Below are 13,742 nucleotides of genomic sequence, written 5' to 3' on the forward strand. Positions count from 1 at the left end.
TAGTATCTTTATCTTCTAAGAAAAGAAAAATACAGAGAATGGATTTTGAAAATATCAAGAAAAAACTTGAACAATATAAACGTGAAGGCAAGCGTATGTTTGCAAGCTCTTCATTTCAAACACATAGTATTGTTTTGCTTCATATTATAAGTCGTATCGATAAGGATATTCCTATTTATTTTATCAATACGGGTTTTTTGTTTCCAGAAACGATAGCTTATAAAGATCAATTAGCAAAAGAATTTGGATTGAATATTATTAATACCAAATCAGATGTTCCAAAATCTTTACAGAAGGATGCTAATGGAAACTTTCTTTTTACATCTGATCCTGACCATTGTTGCCATATTAACAAGGTTCAGCCTTTAGATAGCGTTTTGGCAGATAATGATGTTTGGATTAATGGTGTAAGAGCTGATCAATCGGCTGTGCGTAAGGCGATGGAAATTGAGCAAGCGGCACCCCATGATGTCATTCGTTTTCATCCGATGCTCGATTGGAGTAAGAAAGATATTTACCAATATCTTAAGGAGTGGGATTTGCCACGCCATCCTCTTGAAGCTCAAGGATACGACAGTATAGGTTGTGAACCTTGTACACGAAAGATGACTATAGGTGATGATAGAGGTAGCCGATGGTTTGGAATGAAAAAGACAGAGTGTGGATTGAATACCGATTTGGTTGTAAAGAAATAATAGATTATCAGTCTAAAAATTCAATATATGCAACCTGTCTTTTGGCATTATTTAGAATGTAAGTTGGCAAGTTTCTCCCGATAGCTATTGGGATGGCAAAAACATAAAATTGTAATCATATGAAAGTATTAATTACAGGAGGTGCAGGATATATTGGTACAGAATTATGTATCAAACTGAATAAAAATCCTAAGGTTAAGGAAATTGTAGTTTTAGATAATCTTAGCAGAGGGAATTATAATTTATTTTTGCACTCGCAGATAAAGCCAGGCAAACTTAAGTTTATGAAAGCAGAATTACTTGATTCAAGAAGTCTTGATAAGGTGGTTAAGGATGTTGATGTGGTTTACCATTTTGCTGCTGAAAATAAAGATGATGAGAAATTACATCATTTGCATGAGCAGGTGAATAATTGGGGAACAGCTGAACTGACATATGCGATTGAGGCAAGTCATGTTAAGCAAGTTATATATCTGAGTTCTGTAGCGGTTTATGGGGATTCTAAAAGCGAAAAGAGTTCTGAATCTATGGTTGAACCTAACACTTCATTTGGTAATTCTAAGCGAAGAGGGGAACAGCATATTGAACGATTAGGTGACAAAATAAAAACGCATATCCTTCGTTTGGGTGAAGTGTTTGGTTATGGTGCCAGTCTGAATATGGATGGCATTCTGAATTCTTATATGTTCGACTCTCATTTTGTTGGACGAATTTCTATTCAGGGGAATGGTAAGCAAGAGCAATCCTTTATCTCTTTGAATAAAACGGTTGAGATTCTGTCTAACCTGCTCGATCATGAACTTGAAGGAGGCATTTACAATTTGGTTGATGATCAAAAATCAGTATTAGATTTAATTGATGCACTGAAAGCGTTGAATCCTGATATGGAAATGGTATTCACCAATAATCATCTTGAATTGCCAAACCATATTGCAAAGGCTGACGAAGCAATTTTAGCATTATATACGAGCCCAGAGCTAAGCTTTGAAGAAGAGTTAAAAGGCTTTAAAGAACACTTGCAAGCTTCGAGTTAGTAATAGGATTCTAGTAAAATATTTAAGAGCCATGCACGATTGATGTATGGCTCTTTTCATTTAAACTGACCAGTTCTCTTGCGCTGAAGCTATGCGGTATTCGAAAATTCATGTTTCCCTTTATCAGTATGGTCCTGTAAGTTTGAGAAACCTTGCTGCACCAGTGCAGGAAGGTTTCGCAAGTCTGCGGTTTGTTCCCGCTGATGGCAGGAAGGTTTCTCAAGTTTGCGGTTTGTTCCCGCCGAGGGCAGGAAGGTTTCGCAAGTCTGCGGTTTGTTGTCGCCGAGTGCAGGAAGGTTTCTCATATCATTCTCACATTACCAACTCATCCAATCATCACATCCTCACATTAGCTCATCATCAAATTACATAGGATCAACATCGAATTGCACCATCACCATTTTAAAGCGCTCAATGGCTTTTAGGTTGTTAGCTTCTCGGTTTAATATCCATTTGGCTTTTGCAGGTGAACTTTTCTTCTCAATTTTCAAGAGAATATTCACAATGTAATAGTTCTGTATGCGATTGATGACGGGTGCCTGCGGACCAAATACCCGAATACCGAATGTTTTTCGAAGCGACTGGGCTAACATATTTGCAGCCTGTGTAAGCAAACCATTATTCTTGTGCTTGAGCGTAATATTAATGAGTCGATAAAAAGGTGGGTAGATGAATTCTTCCCTTTCGCTCATTTGCGTTTGGTACATACCAACATAATCGTTTTGAATGACCGATTGAATTATGGGATGCTTGGGTTCGTGAGTTTGGATAATAACTTTGCCTTGCTTGTTTTTACGCCCTGCTCGTCCCGAAACTTGAGCCATTAACTGATAGCTGCGCTCGTGAGCTCTAAAATCGGGGAAGTTAAGCATCGAGTCGGCATTGAGAATCCCAACCAGAGAAACGTGATCAAAATCCAATCCTTTCGAAACCATTTGAGTTCCTACAAGGATATCGAGTTCATGGTTTTCGAATTTATAGATGAGTTTTTCGTAAGCCGTTTTACTGCGTGTAGTATCTAGATCCATTCGAGCTATTCTAGCCTGTGGGAAAAAAATACGCAATTCATCTTCAATTTTCTCTGTACCAAAGCCCTTATCAACCATATTTGTCGATTCACATTGCATGCAGCTTTGTGGTGGTTGCGTGCTGTGTCCGCAATAATGACAAGTTAGCTGATTGTTGTATTGATGATAGGTTAAACTCACCGAGCAGTTCTCGCAATGAGGAACCCATCCGCAGGATTTGCACTCTAAATAGGGTGCATAACCCCGTCTATTCTGAAAAAGAATAACCTGTTCTTTTTTCTCTAAAGCGGTATTTATTTCCTCGTAAAGCTCAGGGGTGAAAATCGATTTCATCCTTTTTTTACGCTTAGCTTCTTTCAAGTCGGCCAACAATATTTCAGGCATTTTAATATCCTGATAGCGGTGCATCAATTCCACCAAGGCATATTTGCCTTGCTTGCAATTGGCATAGGTTTCGATGGCTGGTGTGGCAGTGCCTAAAAGCGTTTTAGCCTTGTGCAAATGCGCTAAAAATAAGGCTGCATCGCGAGCGTGATAACGCGGAGCTGGATCGAATTGCTTGTATGTATTTTCGTGTTCTTCATCGATTATAATTAGTCCCAAATTACTAAAAGGGAGAAAAATAGATGAGCGAACTCCAAGAATCACCTGATAGGATTTATCGGGATTGTTTTGTTGAATATTATTATAGACCTCAACCCGTTCGGCATCGTTAAATTTAGAATGGTATACACCAACCTTATTGCCAAAAACGTGTTTTAATCGAGTGATGATTTGAGTTGTTAAGGCAATTTCTGGCAGTAGATATAAAACCTGTTTGCCTTGGTCGATCTGTTCTTTTATCAGATGAATATAAATCTCAGTTTTCCCACTCGAAGTTACACCGTGCAGCAAACTGGTATTTTTCGATTCAAAACCCTCACGTATTTCTTTTATGGCTTGTGCTTGATGTTGATTCAATTCCTTTAGAGGATTGATTTCGGCATCGGAAAAATCTAAACGATCGGTACTTTCAAAATATATTTCTAGAATTTGTTTATCGACCAAAGCTTTCAATATGGACGAGGTTGAATCTGAATTTAGCAAGAGTTCTGTTGCCGTAACTTTTTCTGGAACCTCTGCAATGCCAATCTTAGAAAGATTGAGGAATGAGAACAGAATCTCCTGTTGCTTTTTGGCTCGATTAAGACTGTTTAGCTTCTCCCCAATTTCATCCTCCTTGATACTTTGGTGTAGCCTAACGTATTTAATCTGCTTTTCTTTATAGGAACTAAGAATCCTTTCTTCAACCTCTATGGCACCTTTCTCCAACAGTTTTTTTATCTGAGGAAGCACATTTTTTAGACCACTTGCCTGAGTTAATGTTTGAATATTGACATCCTTCGAGCTTTTAAGCACAGTAATAATCAACTCTTCGGTTTTTGAGAGTCTAGCTTCTGCTGTAAAATCTTCGCGATAGGAAATCTTAGTCTGACTTTCGAGTTTTAAACCTGCAGGTATAGCAGCTTTGTAGACGTCTCCTAAATTACTTTGGTAATAATCCGAAATCCAATCCCAGAATGAAAATTGTAGGTGATTGATGATAGGTGTTTCATCGAGGCAGGCAATAATATCCTTCACTTCGTAATCCTCAGGAGGATTATTGTGAATGTTTTTGACGATACCCGAATAGATCTTTTTGCCTCCGAAAGAAACAACCACTCGTTTGCCAATAGCAACTTTAGATTGCAATTCCCAAGGAATTGAGTAGGTAAATAATCCAGCCAGTGGAAGAGGTAAAATAAGATCTGCAAAAAGGGAGCCTGCGTTCATAAATCTGACATTTTTCTCAAAGTTATGTCTTGTGATGAATATCTCAAGACTTGAGGGGGAAAACTTTCAAAAAAAATATACTGATGACGCAGCGTCCTTTTGCAGAAATTAAAGATCAATTAGATTGATAAGATATCGTTAAGCGTCAATAATGAATCTTTTACGACTTTCTTATTTTTAATGGTTTTGTTGAAAGACACGTGTGAAACTTCTCCGTTTACCATTCCTACCATAATACTCTTCTGGTCGTCAAGCAAAGCATCTACTGCAGCTACACCTAATGTACTCGCCGTTACACGGTCGAATGCCGATGGTGAGCCACCACGTTGCATGTGCCCTAATACCGATACTCTAATATCGTATTCAGGATGTTTCTTTTCGATTTCTCTAGCAATAGTATAAGCGCCACCCGATTTATCACCTTCGGCAACAATTACAATACCCGAATTCTTATGCCCCTTGTAGCCTTTAGCCAGATATTTCTCAAGATCCTTTAAATGAGTTTGACGTTCAGGGATTAAAATCGCTTCAGCTCCAGTTGCAATACCGCTTCTTAGTGCTAAAAATCCAGCATCACGTCCCATTACCTCGATAAAGAATAAACGGTTGTGTGCACTTGCCGTATCACGGATTTTATCCACAGCCTCTATAACGGTATTTAAAGCCGTATCGAAACCGATGGTGTAATCTGTTCCGAAAAGGTCGTTGTCAATAGTTCCAGGGATACCTACTACTGGAATATCATACTCCTGCGTAAAGATACGTGCTCCGGAGAATGTACCATCTCCACCGATAACAACAAGAGCGTCAATTTTAGCAGCAAGCATTTGCTCGTGTGCTTTCTTTCTTCCCTCTACACTTCTAAACTCCTCGCTTCTTGCAGAACAAAGAATTGTTCCCCCTTTTTGTATGATATTACTTACATCGTATGATTTCATAGTTTCGAAATCACCCTTAATTAAGCCTTCATACCCTTGTTTTACTCCAACAACTTCTAAATTGTTAAAAATGGCTGTTCTCACGACGGCGCGGATAGCGGCATTCATACCTGGTGCATCCCCTCCTGATGTAAGCACACCTATTTTTTTAATTCTCGACATGCTAATAATTTATTTAATTTCTAATTTGATGTTTTCTGCTATTTGTTCCATCAGCCAGCTTGGGGTAGAGGTAGCTCCACTTATTCCAATTGATTTGGCTTCAGTAAACCAAGTCATTTCAAGCTCATCGGGATGAGACACAAAATAACTTTGAGAGTTCTCTTGTTTGCATACATCAAACAAGAGCTTGCCGTTTGAACTTTTCTGGCCACTTACAAAAACAACCACATCGTGCTTTTTTGCAAATTCACGAATATTGGGCATTCTGTTTGATACCTTTCGGCAAATAGTATCGTTTATTTTTAATTCATTCTGACATTTCAACTTCAGAACTTTTGTAATTTCTTCAAAACCAGATATCGTCTTGGTCGTCTGTGAAAATAGAACCACAGGTTTATTCCAATCGATTTCTTTTAAATCTTCAACACGTTCAACAACTTTTGCATGGCCTTCGGTTTGTCCTACCAAACCATTGACTTCAGCATGCCCCTTTTTTCCGTATATAAGAATTTGTCCACCATTCTCTAGAGTCTCCCAATAGGTTTTCTTAATCCTTTTCTGAAGATTTAAAACTACCGGACACGACGCATCGATTATATCAATATTATTCTCCTTCGCTTTTATATAGCTTGCAGGAGGTTCACCATGAGCTCTGAATAAAACTTTCGCGTTTGAAAGTTTCTCGAATTCATCATGGTTTATTGTTTTCAAGCCTTGACCTTTTAATCGATCAACCTCGATATTATTGTGTACGATATCGCCAATACAATAAAGAGTCTTGTCTTTTGCAAGAGTTTCTTCTGCTTTTTCAATGGCGTTTACAACACCGAAACAAAAGCCTGAATTTGGGTCAATTTCAATAATCATATTTTAGAGCCATTAGATTATAGGATTAAGATAGAAGATTTATTTACAGCATGTAATGATATTAGAATTATTCTGTTTTTGAATTTCTAAGAATCATCTTAAGTCTTAAATCTCATGTCTCAGATCTAAATTATTCAACTTCTGCCATTCGAGCAACTATCCATTCCAGTTGTTCTTCCTTAGTCATATGACTGTTGTTTAAAACAATGGCATCATCAGCTTTACGTAACGGGCTTTCATCTCTGTTTTCATCGATGAAATCCCTTTTTTTTACATTCTCACGAATAGCATCCAAAGAAATATCATCTCCCTTATCTTTTAACTCTTTATATCTTCTGATGGCTCTCACTTCCACATCAGCCGTCATAAATATTTTCAAATCAGCATTAGGAAATACGACGGTTCCTATATCACGACCGTCCATAATAACGGCACCAGCTTCGCTAAGCTTACGTTGAAGTGTTACCATTTTTTCACGTACAAACTTAATTGTCGCAATCAAACTCACATTATTCGATACATCAAGGCTTCTAATCTCATCTTCGACTAATTCACCATTCATGAAGGTTTCGTGGCGTTTTAATTCGTCATTATAAGAGAAAGTAATATTGATGTCGTTAATCAGATGAGCTAATTTATTTTCATCAAGCTTATCACCGTCTATCAAGTTATGACGCATGGCAAAAAGCGTAATCACGCGATACATGGCTCCACTGTCGATATAAGTGTAGTTAATTTTTTTTGCCAAATCTTTTGCCACAGTACTTTTCCCACATGAGGAATGCCCATCTACGGCTATAATAAGTTTGCGTTTTGTTGTGTTCATTGTGTTTTGTTGTCGATATATTTTGTGATATCTCGAACAAAAGTATAAAGAAAATCCTTGAAAAGACTAGAATCTATGGGCAAAATTGATGCTTGACACCTCTGATTTTTTCTGTAAACGATTGCAATAAGGAGTTTGCTGACAAGATATTTTGACGAAGTCTATAAATAACTTGAATTGAAGTAGATGAAGCGGAAATGAGAGGTGTAAATTTCTTAGGTGAAAGCCTGGCGATTGTGACTATCAAAAGTAGAAACCGGATCGCGGCTAAATGGTGATTTTAGATCACCATTTAGCTTGATTTAAGTTACGGTCTAGAGATTGTCCTTCTGTAATTTTAAACGATCAACAACTTCGTAAACAGCAGGGCAATAGTGTGTGTTTTTTAGAGTTAGATTTAAAATCTGATAAAAGCGTTTTCTGTCTGTATGCGGATATTCACGACATGCTCTGGGCCTTTGTTCATAAACCATACAATAATTATCGGGCATAAGGAAAGGACAAGGAGCCTCTTTGAAAACATAGTCGTTCTCATTATCCAAATTCAAGTATTGATCGATAAAGGCAGAGGGCTTTATTCTCAACTGTTTTGCCATACGCTCAATATCCTTATCGATGATAATTGGGCTGATGCTTTTACAACAATTGGCACATTCCAAACAATCGATCTCTTCAAAAACCTCGTTGTGAAGTGTATGCGTGATATCATCAAGTTGTTTTGGCTTTTTCTTCTTTAGCTTTGCAAAGAATGTTTTAGTTTCAGCCTCTGTGTTTTTAGCTTTTTCCTTTAAAGCTTCTATATCAATCTTGTATGTTGTCATCATTTAGACTGTTTTTCTCTTAAATTCTATTTGTGATAAAAATAAACCACCTATTACAATCATCATTCCAACAATTTTTTGAAAGCTTAGAATCTCATCGATTACAAAATAGGCGAATATGGCTGTAAATACGGGTATGACATTAATAAATATATTACTCTTAGTAATCCCTAAATGATTTAAGCCATAGGTGAAACAAATAAATGCCAGCGTCGATCCGAATACGGCTAATAAAAGCAGTGCGGTTAAAACCTCTTGTGTTGGGACAGCTTTTATGAAATGCTGCCAATCTAGAATTAAAAATAAGGGTAAAAAATAAAGTAAGCCTAAGCTGTTTTGATAGGTTACCAGTGTGATTGGGTTGTATTTTGTAGCTAGTTTTTTTAGTACAACAGAATAACCGACGGCTGCCCCAACAGCTATAAACAAGCAAATTAAGCCTATTGGAGATACAACAAGGGAAAGGCTTTTGTTGAAAATGATGATGGTTACTCCGATAATTGAAATCACAATCCCCAAAATATTCATTTTGCCTAATTTTTCTTTATGAAAATAGTAAGCAGCTATAGGTGAAAATAAGGGGATGGTGGAAATGATAACGGCTCCAATAGTAGATGAAACATATTTTAAACCAAAGCTTTCGCCTAAGAAATATAGAAAGGGTTCGAAAAAGGCTAAAGCTAAAATGCTTAATCTATCTTTTTTATCGATAGTACCTAGTTTTTTCAATCCTTTACCTAAAGCAAATAAAATGACGGATGAAATAATAAGACGTAGAAACACTGTCGTGACTGGATTGTAAACCAAGAAGACTATTTTAGTCCATATAAAGGAAAAGCTCCAAAATAGCATGGCTAGAATTAGACTGCCATATACAAGTAAAGATTTTTGATTCATTCTGTCGTGTTTGAATTTTATTGAAGGTCAAAAGTAATGAAAAGGATGGAATGATTTATTTGAAATTTAGGGTATGAAAAACGCAGATACTTAATAAGAAGCATCTGCGTTTTGTATTGGGGTAGGAGACTGGTTATGATCTAGTGGCCTCTTTAAAGTGCATTTTGTTAGTGTGATCATATATATGGATCTGACAGTATGGATCTTAGCTTATATTTATTACCTTAGTAAGAATTTAAGTACTGTTTAATGTATGGTGCCTGAAACGAATCATAATTAGGTGCTGTTATACATCAACTATGCTTGTGTAATAAGATCTTTTTCAAAAAGATATATCAGAAATAATAACCATATGGTTAGTTTAAACGAGTTAGTTATCATTTGTGAAAAAGTTGCATATCTCAATAATAATATTATAATGGGGTCTTAAATTTATTTATTAATTAAAAGGGAAATCATTTTATGATTCAAACAACAGTATTTAATCCTGCGATAAAACCGAGTTTAAAAGAAAAAGAAAGCCTAATTGACTTCTTATTTGACAATTTGCAAGAATATGGAGACCCAAAATCGGATATAGAAAAATGTGTTGATTACGCATTGAAAGAAACAACATCTTTTGGCGGCTTTATTTTAGTGTCATATTTAGAAAATGAAATATCGGGTGTAGTAATTGTAAACCAAACTGGAATGAAAGACTACATTCCAGAAAATATCTTGGTTTATATTGCAACTCACAAAAACCACAGGGGAAAAGGTATCGGGAAAGAGTTAATGAAAAAAGCCATTGATTTGACCGAAGGTAGCATTGCACTACATGTTGAGCCCGAAAATCCAGCACGATTTTTATATGAAAAAGTAGGTTTTAGTAGCAAATATATTGAAATGAGACTTAAAAAGTAAAGGCATGCAAATTCAGATAATTGACATTTCGATATTTGTCCTTTATATGATTTCGATGCTTATTGTTGGTGTCTATTTTTTAAAACGCAATAAATCGCAAGAAGACTATTACGTTGGTGGTCGTAAAATGACCTCGCTCCATATAGGATTGTCGGTTGTTGCCACTGATGTAGGGGGTGGTTTTTCAATAGGATTAGGTGGGTTAGGCTTTTTAATAGGTCTCTCGGGTAGCTGGATGCTGTTTACAGGTATAATCGGTGCATGGATGAGTGCTATTTTGCTCATTCCCAAAATATATCCTTTAGCTAAAAAACATAACTTCTTAAGTTTCCCAGAAGTTCTTAATCATTACTATAATGGTAAAGTTGCAATTATTGCGGGCATTATTTCGTTGATAGGCTATATTGGATTTACCAGTTCTCAAGTATTAGCTGGTGCTAAATTAGCCGCCGCAACATTTCCTTCAATAACTATTGTCGATGCCGTTTTATTAATGGGAATTGTGGTAATTGCCTATACAGTACTTGGCGGACTGAAAGCCGTTATTTATACCGATACGATTCAATGGATTATTTTAATGGTTGGTCTGATATTAATCGGTATACCCTTAGGCTACATAAAAGTTGGAGGTTGGGAAGCCATAAAAACTTATTTGCCCAATAGTTTTCTAAGTCTTACCAATATTAATCTTGTCCAATTTATTAATTGGCTAATTACGATTGTTCCAATTTGGTTTGTGGGTATGACCCTATATCAACGAATTTATGCCTCAAGGGATGAAAAAACAGCAAAAAAAGCATGGTTTATAGCTGGCTTGTTTGAGTGGCCAATTATGGCTTTTATGGGAATTTCTTTGGGCTTATTAGGCAGAGTGGCTTTTGAACAAGGTGTGTTTACTGAATTTGGATATGCTCCAGGAAGTCCAATTGATGAAGAAATTGGTTTGCCCTTACTTCTAACGCATATTTTTCCCGTTGGGTTAATGGGCTTGCTTATGTCATCATATTTTTCTGCAATAATGTCAACGGCTGATAGTTGTTTGATGGCGGCATCCGGAAATTTTACAACAGATATTTTAAGGCTGTCCAAAAAAAATAGTAAGAGTATTAAATATTCACAACTCGCAACATTGGTCATTGGAATGCTGGCTATCATTCTCGCTACAATGATGCAAAATGTACTTGATTTAATGTTGTATTCTTATGCTTTTATGGTTTCAGGATTATTTGTCCCTGTTTTAGGTACTATGTTTTTAAAAAATCCTTCTGCGAAAGGAGCACTTTATTCAATGCTATTTGGTGGAGGAACCACCTTGATTCTTATTTTAACCAAAATGACCTTGCCTTTTGGTTTAGATGCAAATTTCTTTGGGATAACATTTTCAGCAGTTGTTTTTGTTTTAATACAATCATTCCATAAGAGATAATTTTTTTTGAAATCAGGGCTTATTTTATAATGATGATTATAAATCTTAATAGATGAATCAGGAAATAATAAAGTTAAGACAGGAATTACATAAGCACCCGGAAGTTTCCAATGATGAGTATCATACTTCTGAACGGATAATAAACTATGTCAAGAAATTCAATCCTGACGAGATTATTAAACTGGGAGAAACAGGAGTCGCATTTATTTTTAATGGAAAAGAGAAAGGGAAAACAGTTGTATTCAGGTCAGAGTTGGATGCTTTGCTGATTAAAGAAAAATCAGGTGTTGAATACGCGTCAGTAAATGATCATATTGCACACTCTTGTGGACACGATGGACACATGGCAATTTTGACAGGACTCATTCAGGTGATCTCTAAAAATCGTCCAGTAAGAGGAAAGGTTGTCATGCTCTTTCAACCTGCCGAGGAAGTAGAACAAGGTGCTTGTGATGTCGTTGAAAATCCAAAATTTATTAATATTCAGCCTGATTATCTATTTGCGCTTCACAATGTGCCCGGATTTGAAAAGCACACTATAGTGCTTAAAAAGGGAAGTTTTGCTTCCGCATCAAAGGGCATGACCATTAAACTTACTGGTAAAACAGTTCATGCCGCCGAACCGCAAGATGGTATTAGTCCTGCAGATGCAATTTCGGATATTATAAAAGAATTGCATGTGATCAGAGATGACAAAACACTTTTTAAAGATTTCGTTTTGCTTACTATCATTCATATTCAATTGGGAGAAATATCTTTTGGCACTTCTCCTGGTTATGCTGAATTGAGAGTCACTTTACGTGCTTTTGAAAATGAAGATATGGAAGTGCTAACTGATAAATGTGAAAAAACAATAAGAGAAATATCGAGGTCAGAAAAATTAGACTGTGAGATTTCATATAGCGAAGATTTTCCTGCGACAGTGAATAATGATTATTGTGTTGGTGTCGTTGAACAATCAGCAAAGCATATTGGTTTAGATATCCAAAATATTGAAAAGCCGTTTAAATGGTCCGAGGATTTCGGGTACTTTACTGAAAAGTATAATGCTTGTTATTTTGGTTTAGGCTCGGGTAAAGATCAGCCACAGCTTCATAATCCAGACTTCGATTTTCCTGATGATATCATAGAGTCCGGAATAAATATATTTTATGCCATTTATGAAAAAGCATTAAGCGATGATTAATAATTCACTAATAACGTTAAATGAAAATGCGGTTGAAAACAATATTGCCTTTCTTAAAAAGAAGCTTGGTGATAAAGTAAAAATATCAGCCGTTGTAAAAGCCAACGCTTATGGACACGGCATTGAGCAAATTGTTCCACTTTTCGAGAAGTATGGAATTGATCATTATTCGGTTTTTTATTATAGCGAAGCTATTCGGGTTTTTGATAGTCTCTCTAAACCGGCAACAATAATGGTTATGGGATGGTTGTGCGAAGAAAGCGTCAGAGGTGCAATTGCAAGAGGGATAGAGTTTTTTGTTTTTAATATTGAACGACTCAATTTTGCTATAAAATATGCCAAAGAGCTTAATTCAAAGGCTAAAATTCATATTGAAGCCGAGACAGGTATGAATCGTTCAGGCTTAAATGCCGATGAATTAAAAAATGCGATTACAAAAATAAAAGAGAATGCTGATTGTATTGAGATAGTTGGATTTTGCACACATCTTGCAGGAGCCGAAAGTATCTCCAATCATGTAAGGATACAGAGTCAGTTAAAAAAATATAATAAAATGTTAGTGACTCTTGGAGCCAATGGTTTGATTCCAAAATATAGACATGTCGCTAATTCTGCAGCAGCATTTGTTTATCCAAAAGCGAGAATGGATTTGGTAAGGATAGGAATTATGCTTTATGGTTTTTGGTCGAGTAGCGAAGTATATGTGCAATATATCAATCATAAAAACAATAAAATTAATCCTTTGAAAAGGATACTTGGATGGAACAGTCAAATTATGGCGATAAAAAAAGTCAAGAGTGGTGAATTTATAGGTTATGGCATTTCTTATCTCGCTCAGACTGATATTATAACCGCATTGGTACCCATTGGGTATTCATTTGGTTACAGTCGTTCATTAAGTAATAAGGGGCGAGTGCTTATTGGCGGTCAGAGATGCAGTGTGATAGGTGTTGTAAATATGAATATGATAATAGTAGATATCTCGCATGTTGATAATGCAAAAGTAGGAGATGAAGTTGTTTTAATAGGAAAACAAAACGATTTAGAAATAAAGGTAAGTGCATTTAGCGAAATTAGTAATGAGCTGAATTACGAAATATTAGCACATTTATCAGAATCAATAGTACGAACAGTAATAAAACAGTAA

General features: G+C 36.2%; 12 protein-coding genes. 6 read left to right on the top strand and 6 right to left on the bottom strand.

Annotated features, from left to right (window positions below; genetic code table 11):
• The first annotated feature begins 38 nt into the window (after positions 1–38).
• Positions 39–695, top strand: a complete 657-nt coding sequence (locus DWB61_RS06800; RefSeq protein ID WP_125030151.1) for a phosphoadenylyl-sulfate reductase — start codon at positions 39–41, stop codon at positions 693–695.
• 119 nt (positions 696–814) lie between these two features.
• Positions 815–1,729, top strand: a complete 915-nt coding sequence (locus tag DWB61_RS06805) for an NAD-dependent epimerase/dehydratase family protein (RefSeq protein ID WP_125030152.1) — start codon at positions 815–817, stop codon at positions 1,727–1,729.
• A 365-nt stretch (positions 1,730–2,094) separates the two neighbouring features.
• Here the strand turns inward: DWB61_RS06805 and priA are convergent, their stop codons facing one another.
• The 6 genes from priA to DWB61_RS06835 all read right to left on the bottom strand — a co-directional run bounded on the left by priA (position 2,095) and on the right by DWB61_RS06835 (position 9,080).
• A complete protein-coding gene (priA, locus tag DWB61_RS06810) occupies positions 2,095–4,569 on the bottom strand; it encodes a replication restart helicase PriA (protein ID WP_125030153.1) in 2,475 nt (824 codons plus the stop codon).
• A gap of 119 nt (positions 4,570–4,688) precedes the next feature.
• Complete coding sequence (pfkA, locus tag DWB61_RS06815) at positions 4,689–5,669, bottom strand: 6-phosphofructokinase (RefSeq protein WP_125030154.1); 981 nt, start codon at positions 5,667–5,669, stop codon at positions 4,689–4,691.
• 9 nt (positions 5,670–5,678) lie between these two features.
• Complete coding sequence (locus DWB61_RS06820; protein ID WP_125030155.1) at positions 5,679–6,536, bottom strand: 4-hydroxy-3-methylbut-2-enyl diphosphate reductase; 858 nt, start codon at positions 6,534–6,536, stop codon at positions 5,679–5,681.
• Between the two features lie 130 nt (positions 6,537–6,666).
• The gene (cmk, locus tag DWB61_RS06825; RefSeq protein ID WP_125030156.1) at positions 6,667–7,362 is read right to left on the bottom strand and encodes a (d)CMP kinase; all 696 of its coding nucleotides are present in this window, start codon (positions 7,360–7,362) and stop codon (positions 6,667–6,669) included.
• Positions 7,363–7,676: 314 nt separating this feature from the next.
• Positions 7,677–8,183 carry a YkgJ family cysteine cluster protein gene (locus tag DWB61_RS06830; protein ID WP_156190230.1) on the bottom strand — a complete coding sequence of 169 codons (507 nt, stop codon included), beginning with the start codon at positions 8,181–8,183 and terminating at the stop codon, positions 7,677–7,679.
• Between the two features lie 3 nt (positions 8,184–8,186).
• Entirely contained in the window at positions 8,187–9,080 is an 894-nt protein-coding gene (locus tag DWB61_RS06835) for a DMT family transporter (RefSeq protein WP_125030157.1), read from the bottom strand.
• Positions 9,081–9,542: 462 nt separating this feature from the next.
• Here DWB61_RS06835 and DWB61_RS06840 point away from each other — a divergent pair, with 462 nt between their 5' ends.
• The 4 genes from DWB61_RS06840 to alr are packed head-to-tail and all read left to right on the top strand — an operon-like array spanning position 9,543 to position 13,742.
• Positions 9,543–9,983: a GNAT family N-acetyltransferase gene (locus DWB61_RS06840; RefSeq protein ID WP_125030158.1), complete on the top strand. Its 441-nt coding sequence runs from the start codon at positions 9,543–9,545 to the stop codon at positions 9,981–9,983.
• 4 nt (positions 9,984–9,987) lie between these two features.
• Positions 9,988–11,409, top strand: a complete 1,422-nt coding sequence (locus DWB61_RS06845) for a sodium:solute symporter family protein (RefSeq protein WP_156190225.1) — start codon at positions 9,988–9,990, stop codon at positions 11,407–11,409.
• A gap of 52 nt (positions 11,410–11,461) precedes the next feature.
• Positions 11,462–12,595 carry an amidohydrolase gene (locus tag DWB61_RS06850; protein WP_125030159.1) on the top strand — a complete coding sequence of 378 codons (1,134 nt, stop codon included), beginning with the start codon at positions 11,462–11,464 and terminating at the stop codon, positions 12,593–12,595.
• On the top strand, positions 12,588–13,742 hold the full coding sequence (gene alr, locus DWB61_RS06855; protein ID WP_125030160.1) for an alanine racemase: 1,155 nt from the start codon (positions 12,588–12,590) through the stop codon (positions 13,740–13,742). The genes DWB61_RS06850 and alr overlap by 8 nt, the downstream gene beginning before the upstream one ends.

This window comes from Ancylomarina euxina (assembly GCF_003863355.1).
GTDB lineage: Bacteria > Bacteroidota > Bacteroidia > Bacteroidales > Marinifilaceae > Ancylomarina > Ancylomarina euxinus.